This is a genomic window from Allobosea sp. GW823-FHT01F03 (assembly GCF_058798075.1).
The window spans coordinates 381724-396474 of the sequence record NZ_CM179505.1 but is presented as its reverse complement, the minus strand read 5'-3'; the positions used below and the strand labels follow the sequence as shown (position 1 = coordinate 396474).

General features: G+C 67.6%; 16 protein-coding genes. 11 read left to right on the top strand and 5 right to left on the bottom strand.

The window, feature by feature from the left end:
- Positions 1-11: 11 nt before the first annotated feature.
- Complete coding sequence (hemE, locus tag AC3RCC_RS01870; RefSeq protein ID WP_492257424.1) at positions 12-1037, bottom strand: uroporphyrinogen decarboxylase; 1026 nt, start codon at positions 1035-1037, stop codon at positions 12-14.
- A 463-nt stretch (positions 1038-1500) separates the two neighbouring features.
- Here hemE and AC3RCC_RS01865 point away from each other — a divergent pair, with 463 nt between their 5' ends.
- From AC3RCC_RS01865 to dnaQ, 5 genes are read left to right on the top strand one after another with little or no spacing between them, the layout of a single operon-like run.
- Positions 1501-2331, top strand: a complete 831-nt coding sequence (locus AC3RCC_RS01865) for a pyruvate, water dikinase regulatory protein (RefSeq protein ID WP_291637491.1) — start codon at positions 1501-1503, stop codon at positions 2329-2331.
- Positions 2328-2951: a Maf family protein gene (locus AC3RCC_RS01860; protein ID WP_492257423.1), complete on the top strand. Its 624-nt coding sequence runs from the start codon at positions 2328-2330 to the stop codon at positions 2949-2951. Before AC3RCC_RS01865 ends, AC3RCC_RS01860 begins: the two co-directional genes overlap by 4 nt.
- Before the next feature lie 17 nt (positions 2952-2968).
- Entirely contained in the window at positions 2969-3799 is an 831-nt protein-coding gene (locus AC3RCC_RS01855) for a shikimate dehydrogenase (protein WP_492257422.1), read from the top strand.
- Positions 3800-3808: 9 nt separating this feature from the next.
- A complete protein-coding gene (gene coaE / locus AC3RCC_RS01850; protein WP_492257421.1) occupies positions 3809-4420 on the top strand; it encodes a dephospho-CoA kinase in 612 nt (203 codons plus the stop codon).
- Positions 4421-4422: 2 nt separating this feature from the next.
- Positions 4423-5133 (top strand): DNA polymerase III subunit epsilon, encoded by a 711-nt coding sequence (gene dnaQ, locus AC3RCC_RS01845; protein WP_291637500.1) that lies wholly within the window; start codon positions 4423-4425, stop codon positions 5131-5133.
- A 117-nt stretch (positions 5134-5250) separates the two neighbouring features.
- On the opposite strand, the gene AC3RCC_RS01840 is transcribed toward dnaQ, so the two are convergent.
- Both AC3RCC_RS01840 and secB read right to left on the bottom strand, forming a co-directional pair.
- Positions 5251-5994, bottom strand: coding sequence for a TerC family protein (locus AC3RCC_RS01840; RefSeq protein ID WP_291637501.1), 744 nt, complete (start codon positions 5992-5994; stop codon positions 5251-5253).
- A 164-nt stretch (positions 5995-6158) separates the two neighbouring features.
- A complete protein-coding gene (gene secB / locus AC3RCC_RS01835) occupies positions 6159-6668 on the bottom strand; it encodes a protein-export chaperone SecB (RefSeq protein WP_452119749.1) in 510 nt (169 codons plus the stop codon).
- Between the two features lie 245 nt (positions 6669-6913).
- Between secB and AC3RCC_RS01830 the strand changes: the two genes are divergently transcribed.
- From AC3RCC_RS01830 to AC3RCC_RS01810, 5 genes are read left to right on the top strand one after another with little or no spacing between them, the layout of a single operon-like run.
- The gene (locus AC3RCC_RS01830; protein WP_492257420.1) at positions 6914-7642 is read left to right on the top strand and encodes a Tim44/TimA family putative adaptor protein; all 729 of its coding nucleotides are present in this window, start codon (positions 6914-6916) and stop codon (positions 7640-7642) included.
- Positions 7639-8808 (top strand): murein transglycosylase A, encoded by a 1170-nt coding sequence (gene mltA, locus AC3RCC_RS01825; protein WP_492257419.1) that lies wholly within the window; start codon positions 7639-7641, stop codon positions 8806-8808. Before AC3RCC_RS01830 ends, mltA begins: the two co-directional genes overlap by 4 nt.
- Positions 8809-8812: 4 nt before the next feature.
- Positions 8813-9376 carry a Smr/MutS family protein gene (locus AC3RCC_RS01820; RefSeq protein WP_291650292.1) on the top strand — a complete coding sequence of 188 codons (564 nt, stop codon included), beginning with the start codon at positions 8813-8815 and terminating at the stop codon, positions 9374-9376.
- Positions 9373-9747, top strand: a complete 375-nt coding sequence (locus AC3RCC_RS01815; RefSeq protein ID WP_291637511.1) for a helix-turn-helix domain-containing protein — start codon at positions 9373-9375, stop codon at positions 9745-9747. The genes AC3RCC_RS01820 and AC3RCC_RS01815 overlap by 4 nt, the downstream gene beginning before the upstream one ends.
- Before the next feature lie 56 nt (positions 9748-9803).
- Positions 9804-10802 (top strand): adenosine kinase, encoded by a 999-nt coding sequence (locus AC3RCC_RS01810; RefSeq protein WP_492257418.1) that lies wholly within the window; start codon positions 9804-9806, stop codon positions 10800-10802.
- 98 nt (positions 10803-10900) lie between these two features.
- Here AC3RCC_RS01810 and hemA read toward each other — a convergent pair whose 3' ends face one another.
- Positions 10901-12112 (bottom strand): 5-aminolevulinate synthase, encoded by a 1212-nt coding sequence (gene hemA / locus AC3RCC_RS01805; RefSeq protein ID WP_492257417.1) that lies wholly within the window; start codon positions 12110-12112, stop codon positions 10901-10903.
- Positions 12113-12283: 171 nt separating this feature from the next.
- Here hemA and AC3RCC_RS01800 point away from each other — a divergent pair, with 171 nt between their 5' ends.
- The gene (locus AC3RCC_RS01800) at positions 12284-13915 is read left to right on the top strand and encodes an HAL/PAL/TAL family ammonia-lyase (protein ID WP_492257416.1); all 1632 of its coding nucleotides are present in this window, start codon (positions 12284-12286) and stop codon (positions 13913-13915) included.
- 189 nt (positions 13916-14104) lie between these two features.
- Here AC3RCC_RS01800 and AC3RCC_RS01795 read toward each other — a convergent pair whose 3' ends face one another.
- A complete protein-coding gene (locus AC3RCC_RS01795; RefSeq protein WP_492257415.1) occupies positions 14105-14740 on the bottom strand; it encodes a pyridoxamine 5'-phosphate oxidase family protein in 636 nt (211 codons plus the stop codon).
- Positions 14741-14751 lie beyond the last annotated feature (11 nt).

Here is a 14751-nt window from a genome sequence, read left to right as displayed (position 1 = left end):
GCGGCTAACCCTTACGAACGAACCAGCTTCACCAGCTGCTCGACATGAGCGACCGGGGTCTGCGGCTGGATGCCATGGCCGAGATTGAAGATAAAGGGCCGCTCCGACATCGCCTCGCGGATCGCCGCAACATCATGCCGCAGCGCCTCGCCACCGGCGATCAGCGCCAGCGGGTCGAGATTGCCTTGCAGCGTCACCTCCGGATTGAGCGTCGCCGCGGCCCAGCGCGGATCGACGCCCCAGTCGAGCCCGATCCCGTCGGCGCCGCTCGATTGCGCCAGTCCTTCCAGCCGCGGTCCGGCTCCGCGCGCGAACAGGATCACCTTGGCCTGCGGATGCTTCGCCTTCACGCCGGCGACGATCCGGCGCAGCGGTGTGAAGGAGAGCTTCTCGATCAGCCCCGGCGGCAGGGCGCTGGCGAAGCTCTCGAAGACCTGCACGACCTGGGCGCCGGCATCGATCTGACGGTTGAGATAGACGATCGAGGCCTCTATCAGCCGCTCGATCAGCCGGTCGAGGAAGACCGGGTCGCTATAGGCGACGAGCCTTGCCGGCGCCTGATCGGGCGTACCCTTGCCGGCGAGCATATAGCTCGCCACGGTCCAGGGCGCGCCGCAGAAGCCGATCAGCGCCGTCTCTGCTGGCAGCGCCGCCCGGACGCGCTCGACCGTCTCGAACACCGGCGCGAGCCGCTCCAGATTGAGCTCCTCGTCAAGCTTCGCAAGATCGCCAGCGTCGGCGAGCGCCTCCAGCTTCGGCCCCTCGCCTTCGGCGAACCAGACCTTCTGGCCGAGCGCATGCGGCACGACGAGGATGTCCGAGAACAGGATCGCCGCGTCGAAGCCGAAGCGCCGGATCGGCTGCAAGGTGACTTCGGTCGCGAAGGCAGGATTGTAGCAGAGCTCGAGGAAACCGCCGGCCTTGCTCCTGACCTCGCGATATTCCGGCAGATAGCGTCCGGCCTGGCGCATCAGCCAGAGCGGTGGAATCGTCGTCTTTTCGCCAGAGAGTGCGCGCAGGAAAAGGCAGTCGGTCATCGTGCTCGCTTACCCTCGGCTGGCGGTCCACCGACCGGCCTTAAGAGAATCTTTAATTTTATAGAGTCTTCTGTTTTGACTCTTGGGGCCCCGGACATAGCCCGGGACAATCCCATCCACAACCGATCCACAGCCTGTCCGGGCTCGAGGTCGGAGCTGCGAAGCTGAGTGGCCAGCCGTTAAGAGCTTCTTAACGAATTGGAATTTGTGATGGCGTGCGCCGCGATGCCGCGCCTCGCAGTGATTCACGTGAAACATTCGGTTCCTGTCCACAAGCCGTGGCCTGTTGAGGGCGCAAGGTGGTTATCCCGGGGTCATCCGGATGCGTGGGGGAAAGTCCGACTTGTCCCCAGCCTTCCCCAGGGCTGATTCGCTTGCCTTCGCCGTCTGCAGGCGATTCCAATTGCCGGCCTCGCGCGCTAGACCAGACGCTTCAAGGGGCCTGACAGGGCTGGGAGCAGTCGTGCCGCGCAATTATTTTCACCTGCACCTGGTCTCCGATGCGACCGGCGAAACCCTGATCGCGGTCAGCCGCGCCGCCGCCGCACAATACGAGGCGGTATCGGCGATCGAGCATGTCTACCCGCTGGTGCGCTCCGAAAATCAGCTCTCTCGCGTGCTCGCCGAGATCGAATCCTCGCCCGGCGTCGTGCTCTATACCCTGGTCGAGCCTGAATGGGCGGAGCGGCTCGAGAGCTTCTGCCAAGAGATCGGTTGCCCCTGTCTCTCGGTGCTGCAGCCGGTCCTCTCGCTGTTCCAGTCCTATCTCGGCCAGGCTTCGGCGACACGACCGGGCGCCCAGCACGTCCTCAACGCCGAGTATTTCCGCCGCATCGACGCGATGAACTACACGCTGATGCATGATGACGGTCAGCTCGGCGGCGATCTCGAAAGCGCCGACGTCATCCTGGTCGGGATCAGCCGGACCTCGAAGACGCCGACCAGCATCTATCTCGCCAATCGCGGCATCAAGACCGCCAATATCCCGCTCGTGCCGCATGTGCCGCTGCCGGCCGAGATCGAGAGGCTGAAGCGCCCCCTGATCGTCGGCCTCGTCGCCAGCGCCGAGCGCATCATCCAGATCAGGCAGAACCGGCTGCTCTCGATGCGGGCCGATGACGAGACGCCCTATGTCGATCCCGATGCCGTCGCCGACGAGATCGTCCAGTCGCGCCGGCTCTGTGCCCGCAAGGGCTGGCCGGTGATCGACGTCACCCGGCGCTCGATCGAGGAGACGGCCGCGGCGATTCTCGATCTGCTGCGCGACCACCGCATGAAGTTCATCGCGACGTGAAACCGCCGGCTTCCTTTTGGCTCGGCGACCGGGAGCTGATCCTCGCCTCCGGCAGCGCGACGCGGCGCAGCATGCTGGAGAATGCCGGCCTGGCGATCGAGGCGATTCGCCCCGATATTGACGAGCGTGCGGTCGAGGCGGATTTCCTGGCAGCGGGCGGCGAGATCTCCGGCGTCGCCGCCGCGCTCGCCGCCGCCAAGGCGCTCGCCGTTTCCAGACAAGCGCCCGGCCGCTGGGTCCTCGGTGCCGACCAGACCCTGACCTGCGAGGGCACCGCCTTCCACAAGCCCGAGGACGAGAACGCGGCCTTGCTCCAGATCGCCGCACTGTCCGGCAAGCGCCATGAACTGAGCTCGGCCTTCGCGCTCGCTCGTGATGGCGCGGTGATTCGCGGCGGCGTCCGTCGGGTCGGCATGGAGATGCGCCCGCTCGATGCCGCCTTCATCGAGAGCTATGTCGCGCAGGCAGGTCCTGCAGCCACGGCGAGCGTCGGCGGCTATCAGATCGAAGGCCTGGGCGCGCAGCTGTTCAGCGCCATCGATGGCGACTATTTCACCATTCTCGGCCTGCCCCTGCTCGACTTGCTCGCGGTTCTGCGCGAGCTCGAGCTTCTTGCCTGAACCAACGGCTCCGCCCCATGACACGCTGCTTCATCATCGGCCATCCCGTCGCCCATTCGCGCTCGCCGATCATCCATGGCCATTGGCTGGCCGAGCACGGCCTCGATGGCAGCTATGAGCGGGTCGACGTGCCGCCGGACGCGGTCGCCGCCTTCCTCGATCGCATCCGTTCGGGGGAGTTCGCCGGCGGCAACGTCACCGTGCCGAACAAGGAGGCGGTGCTGCCGCTGCTCGACCATGTCAGCGAAACCGCGCGGCGCATGGGCGCCGTCAATACGATCTGGATGGAGGACGGCAAGCTCCACGGCGACAATACCGACGCCTTCGGCTTCCTCGCCCATCTCGACGACCGCGTCCCCGGCTGGGACGCACGCACTGCCAGCGCGCTGATCCTGGGGGCGGGCGGTGCCGCGCGGGCCGTGGTTCACGGTCTCGTCTCGCGCGGCGTCGGCCGGATCATTCTCGTCAATCGCAGCATGGCGCGGGCCGAGGACCTCGCGGCCGAGTTCGGAGTGGGTGTCGAAGCACGTGGGCGCTCGGAGGCGGCGGCCCTGGTCGCGACGAGCGACCTGATCGTCAATACGACGTCGCTCGGCATGCAGGGCCAGCCGCCGCTCGATCTCGACCTTGCGGGCCTGCGGCCCGGAACCATTGTCGACGACATCGTCTATGTCCCGCTCGAGACAGCCCTGCTCGCGGAGGCACGGACTCGTGGTGGCGTTCCGGTCGACGGACTCGGCATGCTCCTGCATCAGGCGATCCCGGGCTTCGAGCGCTGGTTCGGCGTACGTCCAGAGGTGACGCCGGCACTGCGGGCCCGACTCGAAGCCGATATTCCGCTGAGATAGGAGGCCACGATGACCTTTCTGCTCGGACTGACCGGTTCGATCGGCATGGGCAAGTCGACGACCGCGGAGATGTTCCGCGCCGAGGGCGTGCCGGTCTACGATGCCGATCAGGCGGTCCATCGGCTCTATCGCGGTGCGGCCGCATCCGAGATCGAGGCGGCTTTTCCCGGCGTCGTCGCCGATGGCGCGGTCGACCGGACGAAGCTCTCGGCCGCGGTGCTCGGCCGGGCCGAGGCGCTGGCCCGGTTGGAGGCGATCATCCATCCGCTCGTCCGGGCCGAGGAACAGGCCTTTCTGGCGCAATGCCGCAAGGATGGGGCTGACCTCGCCGTGCTCGACATTCCCCTGCTGTTCGAGACCGGCGGCGAGAGCCGCTGCGACGCCGTGGTCGTCGTCACCGCTGCGACCGAGGTCCAGCGAGCCCGCGTCCTCGCCCGGCCCGGCATCACCGAGGACAAGCTCGAGGCGATCCTCGCCCGGCAGATGCCGGATGCGCAGAAGCGTCAGCGCGCCCACTTCCTTGTGGACACCTCCCGCGGCCTTCTGGCGGCGCGGCGGCAGGTCCATTCTATCCTCGTGGCGCTCGCCGGCCGTCCCGGCCGCGGCGAACGGAGAGGCTGAACGTGCGCGAAATCGTCCTCGATACCGAGACCACCGGCGTCGAAGCGCTGAAGGGCGACCGCATCGTCGAGATCGGCTGCGTCGAGCTCCTCAACCATTGCCCGACCGGCCGCAACTACCACGTCTACATCAATCCCGAGCGAGACATGCCGGACGGCGCCTTCCGGGTGCACGGGCTGTCCGAGGCCTTCCTCTCCGACAAGCCGGTCTTCGCCGCCATCGCCGGTGAGTTCGCTGCCTTCATCGCGGATGCCAAGCTGGTCATTCACAACGCCGCCTTCGACGTCGGCTTCATCAATATGGAGTTCGGACGGCTCGGCATCCCGCCGATCGTTCCGGCACTCGTCGTCGACACCCTCGCCATGGCGCGGCGCAAGCACCCCGGCGCCAGCAACAGCCTGGACGCGCTCTGCTCGCGCTATGGCATCGACAACAGCCGCCGCACCAAGCACGGCGCGCTGCTCGACTCCGAGATCCTGGCCGAAGTCTATATCGAACTGATCGGCGGCAAGCAGACCAGCCTCGGTCTCGGCACCAGCATGGTCGGAGGCCCGGGCGCCGGCCTTGCCGCGGTCATCGAGCGGCCGGTCAGGCTGCGTCCCTTGGCGCCGCGGCTCTCGGATGAGGAGCGCGCGGCGCACGAGGCTTTCGTCGGCAAGTTCAAGGCCGCACCACTCTGGCGGGGCTATCTCGGCCTGCCAGAGGAAGCGTGATCCTCCGCCGTCATTGCAAGCCGAGCGAAGCCGTCGAGAAGGTCAGGCTCCGCTGCCCGTGGATCGCTTTGGCGGCGAAGGCCGCCTCGCAATGACGATGGTCGCCGGCGCAGCGACTTACCGACCCTGTTTCCGGTCGGCGCGGCGCGAGAGCATGTTGAGCCCTTCGATCAGCGCCGAGAAGGCCATGGCCGCATAGATGTAGCCCTTGGGCACATGCGCGCCGAAGCCCTCGCCGATCAGCGTCGTGCCGATCATCAGCAAGAAGCCCAGCGCCAGCATCACGATGGTCGGGTTCTTGTCGATGAAGCGCGCCAGCGGGTCGGCCGCGAGCAGCATCACCAGCACGGCGACCACGACGGCGATGACCATCACCGGAACATGGTCGGTCATGCCGACCGCGGTGATGATGCTGTCGATCGAGAACACCAGGTCGAGCAGCAGGATCTGGAAGATCGCGCCGCCGAAGGTGATGGCTGCCGCACCGCTGCCGTCGAAGATGTCGGGCCCGCGATTGGGGTCGACCTTGTGATGGATCTCCTTGGTCGCCTTCCAGACCAGGAACAGGCCGCCGGCGATCAGGATGATGTCGCGCCAGGAGAAGGCCTTGCCGAAGACCGAGATCACCGGCGTCGTCAGCTGCACGATGAAGGCGACGGTCGAGAGCAGGCCGAGGCGCAGGATCAGGGCGAGGCCGATGCCGATGCGCCGGCCGCGGGCGCGCTGGTGTTCGGGCAGCTTGTTGGTCAGGATCGAGATGAAGATCAGATTGTCGATGCCGAGCACGACCTCCATCGCGATCAGTGCCCCGAGAGCCGCCCAGACGGTGGGGTCGGCGGCTAATGTCATCAGGGCGTCCATCGATGCTCCGGCATGGTCTTACCCGCGCGGTCCGGGACGGCGCGCGCTTCTGGGTCCTGCCGAAATGGGCGGCCTCTCTTGCGATGCAAGGCAGGCTGGCGAAAAAAAGCGACAAAAAAAGAGCCCCGAAGGGCTCTTTCATGTCGTCGTTCTGAAACTGGCGTTCAGGACACCGGCGTTCCGGCCGCGCCCTGCTGGGCCTGCATCTCCTCGACGCGCTGGCGATAGAGCGTCGCGAAATCGATCGGGTCGATATAGAGCGGCGGGAAGCCGCCATTGCGCACGGCGTCGGCGACGATCTGCCGGGCGAAGGGGAAGAGCAGCCGCGGGCAGTCGATCATGACCACCGCATGAAGCTGCTCCTGCGGCACGCCGACGATGCGGAACACGCCGGCATAGCTCAGCTCGAACGCGAACAGCGTGTCGTTGCCGACGGTCGCCTTGCCTTCCAGCGTCAGGATCGACTCGAACTCGGCCTCGCCGATCGCATTGGCGGTGACATTGACCTGAAGGCCGATCTGCGGGCCCTGCTGCTGCTGGCCCGAGAGCGAGCGCGGTGCGTTCGGATTCTCGAAGGAGAAGTCCTTGATGTACTGGACGAGCGTGTTGAGGCTCGGCCCCTGCTGGTTGGCGTCGCCCGCGCCATTGCCGTTTTCGTTGGCCATCGGTCCCATCGTCTTCCGGCGGCTCTGACAGAAAACCCCGCTCTCTGGCGGAAACGGTCCGTCGCGCCGCAAGCGCCGGACTCGCGTCGGCTACCATGGCGGCCGTGCCGGCACAAGCAAAGGCTCGCCGAGAACGCTTGTCGCCCCGGGGGGTGGATGTTACGAGCCTCAGTCACCATATCCCGCCGGGAGATGGTGCTGTGGTCGCGCGCCCGTCATGCGATCGTATTCTTTGAGGTTCGGATCAGCCGTCGATGCAAAACTTCGATATGACGACACTGGTCTTCCTGGCCCTGGCGGTTTTCGTCGCCTGGAAGCTGCGTTCCGTGCTCGGTCAGAAGACCGGGCATGAAAAGCCGCCGGCCGATCCGTTCCAGCGCCGCGAGACGCCGCCGCTGCGGCCCGACCAGGCGTCCCCGGCCGAAGCGCGCCGCGACAATGTCATCCGCCTGCCCGGTGCGGCCAATGATCCCGCCGCCGCGGAGGTCGCGGATGCCGATCGCTGGAAGGACATCGCGCCCGACGGTTCGCCGATCATCGCAGGTCTCGAGGAGATCGCGCGCCAGGAGCCCGGTTTCGATCCGCGCGGTTTCCTTGGCGGTGCCAAGGCTGCCTATGAAACGATCGTCACCGCTTTCGCCCGCGGCGATCGCAAGATGCTGAAGGGGCTGCTCGCCAAGGAGGTCTATGAAGGCTTCGAGCAGGCGATCAGCGAGCGCGAGAAGCGCGGCGAGAAGGCCGAGTCGAATTTCGTCTCGATCGACAAGGCCGAGATCACCGCGGTCGACGTCAAGGGCAAGACCGGCCAGGTCACCATCGCCTTCGTCTCGCAGCTGATCAGCGTCGTCCGCGATGCGCAGGGCAATGTCGTCGACGGCAGCGCCGACAGCGTCTCCGAGGTCAACGACGTCTGGACCTTCTCGCGTCAGCTCGGCAGCCGCGATCCGAACTGGCTGCTGGTCGCGACCGAATCGGCCGCGTGATCCGTGCCGCCGGTCTCGTTCTGGGGCTCTGGGCCGCAGGCGTATCGGCAGTGACGGCCAGCGCCCCACCCGCTCCCGCCGGCGCACGCATCGAGCCCGTGACGGCAGGCGAGATCGCCGGCTGGGCGCAGGACGACCACCGGGTCGTGCTGCGTCTTTTCGCACAGGGCTGCGAGACCGATCCGCCGCTGCGCCAGGGTATCAAGCCGCCGCCCGGTCTGCCGGCGCTCTGCACCGAGGCCGCTGCCCTGTTGAAGGCGGGCGAGCCGGATCGGGCCACTGCCCGAAAATTCTTCGAGGACCGGTTCTCGTTCTGGCGGGTCCGCCCCGCCGAGACGCCGCGCGGCTTCATGACCGGCTATTTCGAGCCGGAATTCGAGGGCTCGCTGACGCAAAGCGCCGCCTTCCCGACACCGCTCTATGGCCGCCCCGTCGACCTCGTCACCAAGATTCCCGGGGATGACTGGCCCGGCTTCGATCCGACGCTCTCCTCGGCCCGCCGCGGCGAGCGCGGCCTTGAGCCCTTCCCGGACCGTGCTGCCATCGATGACGGCGCACTCGACGGTCAGGGCCTCGAAATCCTCTGGATGCGCGATCCGGTCGACCGTTTCGTGCTGCAGGTCCAGGGTTCGGGGCGGATTCGCCTGCCGGACGGCAGGGTCACGCGGCTGGTCTATGCCGGACGCAATGGCCACCCCTACACCTCGCTCGGCCGCGAGCTCAGCCGCCGCGAGAATATTCCGCCGGCAGAGATGACCATGGACCGGCTGGTCGCGAGGCTGAAGGCCGATGCCGGTTTCGCGCGCGAGCTGATCCGCCTGAACCGCTCCTTCGTCTTCTACGCAAGGCGCGACGACCTGCCGCCGGAGGCGGGGCCGATCGGCGCCGCCGGCCTGCCGCTGACGCCGTTGCGCAGCATCGCGGTCGATCGCAGTGTCTGGCCCTATGGCATGCCGGCCTGGATCGCCGGCGAGATCCCGGACGGGACGGGGGGGGCGGAAGCGCTGTCGCGGCTCGTCCTGGCGCAGGATACCGGCTCGGCGATCCTCGGTCCCGCCCGGATCGACCTTTTCGTCGGCTCCGGCCCGCAAGCCGGCCATCGCGCCGGCCTGATCCGCCACCCCTTCGACCTGATCGTGCTCTGGCCGCGCGGGCGGGAGCGCTGAGGCGATGCCCCGCCGCCGTGGCAAATTGCTGTCCGAGGCCGAGATCGCGCTCTGGCGCCAGGTCGCGCGCACGGTGACGCCACTCGCCGGCCGCAAGCCGGTCGAAGCGGAGCCGGAACCCGAGCTCCCGGTGCTCCAGCCCGAGCCGCCGCGGCAGGCGCCGGCCATGGCCGCGCCGAAGACGATCGCGGCGAAACCGGCGCCGCCGCCTCTCGCGCCGCTGGAAAGGCGGCTGCGCACCCAGCTGCGCCGCGGCCAGCAGGGCGTCGAGGCTGCGATCGATCTTCACGGCATGCGTCAGGACGAAGCCCATGCGGCCCTGCGTGGCTTCCTCCGGGTCCAGCAGATGCGCGGGGCCAAGCTCGTCCTGGTGGTGACCGGCAAGGGCGGCGCCGGCGATTTCGGCTTCGGCTCGGAACGCGGCGTCCTGCGCCGCAATGTGCCGCACTGGCTCAGCCTCGCCGATCTGCGGCCGCTGGTGCTCGGCTTCGACGAGGCCGAGCAGCGCCATGGCGGTTCGGGTGCGCTCTATATCCGCCTGCGCCGGGCCCGCGGGCCGCAGCCATGACGCCCTATGGCCGCCGCGTCCGCGAATTGCGCGCCGCCCGCGGCGTCACCCTCGCCCAGATGGCGCAGGCGCTCGGCGTCACCCCGGCCTATCTCTCGGCGCTCGAGCACGGCAAGCGCGGCCAGCCGACCTTCACCCTGATCCAGGGCGCGATCCACGTCCTCGGCATCATCTGGGACGAGGCCGACGAGCTGATCCGCCTCGCCGATCTCTCGCATCCGCGCGTCACCGTCGACACCGCCGGGCTGGAACCGGAAGCGACGCTGTTCGCCAACCGGCTCGCCCGCGAGATCGAATGGCTCGGTCCGTCCGATCTCGCGGCGCTGTCCTCGATCCTCGACAGCGCCGCCCGCCGCCGCGGCGGCGCTTGACCGAACCTGCGCCCGATGCGACACGCCCGCAAATCCCTCAACCTCCGGAAAGCCTCATGACCTCCAAGCGCTACGACGTGCTCGCTCTCGGCAATGCCATTGTCGACGTCATCGCCACGGCCGAGGAGGATTTCCTCGCCAGCCACGAACTAGTGAAGGGCTCGATGGCCCTGATCGACGAGGCACGGGCCGAGGCGCTCTATGCCGCGATGGGCCCGGGCAAGGTCATCTCCGGTGGTTCGGCCGCCAACACCATCGCCGGCCTCGCCTCCTTCGGCGGCAAGGGCGCCTTCATCGGCAAGGTCAAGGCTGACGAGCTCGGCAAGCTCTACCGGCACGATCTGACCTCGCTCGGCGTCGCCTTCAACACGCCGGCAGCGGCGGACGGGCCGGCGACGGCGCGCTCCTTCATCATCGTCACGCCCGATGGCGAACGCACCATGAACACCTATCTCGGCGCCTGCCAGGGCCTCTCCCCGGCCGATGTCGACGCCGCTGCGATCGAAAACGCCGACATCGTCTATCTCGAAGGCTATCTCTGGGATCCGCCGGCGGCCAAGGACGCATTCCGCAAGGCCTCCGAGATCGCCCACAAGGCCGGCGGCCGCGTCGCCATTACCCTCTCCGATTCCTTCTGCGTCGATCGCTATCGGGACGAGTTCATCGGCCTCGTCCGCAATGGCATGGTCGATCTCGTCTTCGCCAATGAGCACGAACTGAAGAGCCTCTACGAAACCTCCGATTTCGACACGGCGCTTGCAGGCCTGCGTGCCGAGAACGTGCTCGCCGTCGTCACCCGTTCGGAGAACGGCGCGCTTGCCGTGACGCCGGACGGCGTCGTCGCCGAGCCGGTCTTCCCGATCGAGCGGCTGGTCGATGCCACCGGTGCCGGCGATCTCTTCGCCGCCGGCTTCCTCTTCGGCCTGACCTCGGGCCGCGAGACCCGCGACTGCCTGCGCCTCGGCGCCCTCGCCGCGGCCGAGATCATCAGCCATGTCGGGGCAAGGCCGGATGTCGGTCTGAAGACGCTCGCCAGCAATAACGGCCTGCTCTGAGACTTCGAACGGCTCCACGCATCGTCTGATGCCGTCTGCAGAACGAGAAAGCCCGGGCCGCGAGGCCCGGGCTTTCTGTTTGCGAAACGGAGGTCGTCTCAGGCGGCGCGCTGCAATCCGAGTGCGCCCCAGATCGTGCTCAGGGCCTGGACCAGCCCTTCGATATCCTCGTCCGAATGCAGCGGCGTCGGCGTGATCCGCAGCCGCTCGGTGCCGCGCGGCACGGTCGGATAGTTGATCGGCTGGACATAGAGCGAGAAGCGCGCCAGCAGCTCGTCGCTGATCTGCTTGCAGCGCGCGGCATCGCCGACCATCACCGGCACGATATGGCTGGGATTGGGCAGATGCGGGATGCCGGCCTCGTCGAGGCGCCGGCGCAAGGTGGCGACCCGATCCTGCTGGCCCTCGCGCTCGGCCGAGCTCGCTTTGAGATGGCGGATGGCGGCGAGCGCCCCGGCGGCGAGCGCCGGCGGCAGCGAGCTCGAGAAGATGAAGCCGGAGGCGAAGCTGCGGATATAGTCGCAGAGTGCGGCCGAGCCGGTGATGTAGCCGCCCATCACGCCGAAGGACTTCGCCAGCGTGCCCTCGATCAGGTCGAGTCGGTGGGTCAGGCCATCGCGCTCGCTGACGCCGCCGCCGCGTGGCCCGTAGAGTCCGACGGCGTGGACCTCGTCGATATAGGTCATCGCGCCGAATTCCTCGGCGATGTCGCAGAATTCGGCGATCGGGGCGATGTCGCCATCCATCGAGTAGACCGATTCGAAGGCGATCAGCTTCGGCCGGGCCGGATCCATCGCCTGCAGCTTGCGGCGCAGGTCGGCGGGGTCGTTATGGGCGAAAATCGCCTTGTCGGCGCGCGAATGCCGGATGCCCTCGATCATCGAGGCGTGGTTCAGCGCATCGGTCAGTACGATGCAGCCGGGAATGCGCGAGGCCAGCGTCGAGAGCGAGGCCCAGTTCGACATGTAGCCGGAATTGAACAGCAGCGCCGATTCCTTGCCGTGCAGATCGGCAAGCTCGCGCTCGAGCAGGACATGGTAGTGATTGGTACCGGCGATGTTGCGGGTGCCGCCGGCGCCGGCGCCGCAGCCGTCGATCGCCTCGTGCATGGCGGCGATCACCACCGGGTGCTGGCCCATGCCGAGATAGTCGTTCGAGCACCAGACGGTGACCTCGCGCGGCGTGCCGTCGCCATGGTAGATCGCGCGCGGAAACCTGCCGGCGCAGCGCTCCAGATCGGCGAAAACGCGGTAGCGGCCTTCCTTGCGGAGCTGGCTCAACTCCTCGCGGAAAAAGCTCTCGAAATCCATCGCAACCTCCTGCGCCGCCTTCATTGTGCATTGCGCGCCGCAGGTAAAGGCGCAGCAATGTCGCGGGTTGGGCCGGCAAAGCGCTTGCAGGCGCCGATAACCGGCCGCAACCAGCTTCCCATTTCCTGCGATCCGGTTCTAGATCGGGATCTGCTGAAACGGGGACTGGCCATGGCCGTAACGATCGATGGACGCACGCTGAAGGGCAGGCAGGTGCTGCGCGTGGCGCGGCCGGGTACCTCCGGCCGCTATGAGAAGGCGAGCCTCGCCCCTGCCGCCCGCGCCGCCATCGCCGCGACGCGGGCGCATATCGACGCGAACTTCATGAACGACGAGGCGCCGTTCATGTACTCCTTCAATACCGGCGTCGGCCTGTTCAAGGACCAGCGCGTGCTGATGGCGGAGATGACCGAATATCAGCGCAAAAGCGTCTACGCCCATGCCACGGGCGTCGGCGAGCCCTTCGCCGAGGACGTCACCCGCGCCACCATGCTGCTGCGCGCCAATGCCTTCGCCTCGAACTATTCCGGCCCGCAGGTCGAACTGGTCGAGCGTCTGCTCGCTTGCCTGAATGCCGGGGTCCACCCGGTCATCCCGCAGAAGGGCTCGGTCGGCGCTTCCGGCGATCTTGCCCCGCTCGCCCATATGGCGGCCGCGATCTGCGGCTTCGCGGAGGCCGAAGCGGTCTACAAGGGCAGGCGCATGCCGGCGCGCGAAGCGCTGGCCAAGGCCGGCCTCGCGCCCGATTTCCCGCTCGGCGCCAAGGATGCCTCGGCCCTGATCAATGGCTCGACGGTCTCGCTCGCGCTGGGCGTGCTCGCCACCGAGGATGCCAAACGCCTGATCAAGGCCGCCGATATCGGGCTTGCGCTCTCGCTCGAGGCGATGCGCGGCGAGCTCGCCGCCTTCGATCCGCGCGTCCATGCCGCGCGCCCGCATCCCGGCCAGGCGCTGGTCGCGCGCAATGTGCTGAAGCTGACGCAGGGCTCGCAGCGCTGCTCGGCCGCGGCGCGCGAGACGATCTATCCCGATGAGATCGGCCGCACGCCCGGCAAGCCGCCGGCGCCGCGCGTGCAGGACGTCTACTCGCTGCGCTGCGCGCCCCAGGTCCACGGACCGGCCCGCGAGGCGCTCGACTATGTCGCCCGGATCATCGCGACCGAGACCAACTCGGCCACCGACAACCCGCTGATCTTCCCCGATGGCGGCGGCTACCAGGTGATCTCCGGCGGCCATTTCCACGGTCAGTACGTGGCGCAGGCCATGGACCTGCTGGCGATCGCGATGACCGATCTCGGCTCGATCTGCGAACGCCGTCTCGCCCGGCTGATCGACCCGACGCTGAGCTACGGCCTGCCGCGCAATCTGCTTGCCGGCAAGCGCGGCCTGAACACCGGCTTCGCCACCGTGCAGTGCTCGCTCTCGGCGCTGGTGATGGAGAACCGCACCCTGTCTTCGCCGGGCTCGGTCGATTCGATTCCCGGCAAATCCAATGCCGAGGACCATGTCTCGAACTCGACCTGGTGCGGCCGCAAGGCCCGCACGATCGTCGAGAATGTCGAGATGATCATCGCCGGCGAGATCCTGATGGCCTGTCAGGCGCTGTCGCTGATCGCCGAGACCGCCAAGGCCCATCCGCTAGGCAAGGGCACGCAGGCGGCGCTGGATTCGGTCCGCGAGACGATTCCCCCGGCGCTCGACGGCGACCGCTGGTACGCCGCCGAGATGAACCAGGCGACGGCGCTGGTCCGCTCCGGCGCGATCGTCGAGGCCGTCGAGGCGGCGGTCGGGGCGCTGGAGTAGAGCTCCGGAGAACCCCTCTCCTGGAAGGAGAGGGGCAGGGGTGAGGTGTTCGGACCGAAAACGTTGGCTTGGGCCTGACCGCGCGGTGAATGCGGAACCGGACTGGTCTGACGGCCCACACCTCACCCTACCCTCTCCTTACAGGAGAGGGGTTCCCGCGGTCTTGTCGTCGCGGTCTCGTGGTTCAATTCAATACAGCGTCGCCCTGACCCGCTCCGGCAGCGCCTTGTCATAGGCCTCGCCATCGAAGGTCTCGACCGCCGGCGCCCGCGCCGTGATCTCACGCAGGATCGTGCCGGCGCTCGGCAGGCTGCGCTTGTCGACCTGGGTCGCCGGATTCCAGAGATCGGCCCGGACCACGGCGCGCGAGCACTGGAAGTAGACCGACTCCACCGAGACGACCATGACGCAGGCGGGGAGCTTGCCGGCCATGTCGAAGCGCGCGCAGAGCGCAGGATCGCTCGAAAGCACCGCCGTGCCGTTGACGCGCAGGGTTTCGCCGTAGCCCGGGACCAGAAAGAGCATTCCGATTCGATTGTCGAACAGGATATTCTTGAGCGAATCCAGGCGGTTGTTGCCTCTTCGGTCGGGAATCAGCAGCGTTTTGGCGTCGCTCACCGTGACAAAGCCCGGCTGATCGCCGCGCGGCGAGCAATCCAGCCCGTCCGGACCGTTGGTCGCGAGCACGAAAAACGGCGAGGCGGCGATCAGCGCGGCATAGTTCGCATCGACATGGTCGATCTCCTTGAGGAGCGAGGCCGGTGCGACGGGGTTCGGATAGAGCGAGGCGAGCTGGTCCAGCGAGGTGATGCGATGGGCGGTCATGCCGGTCTCCG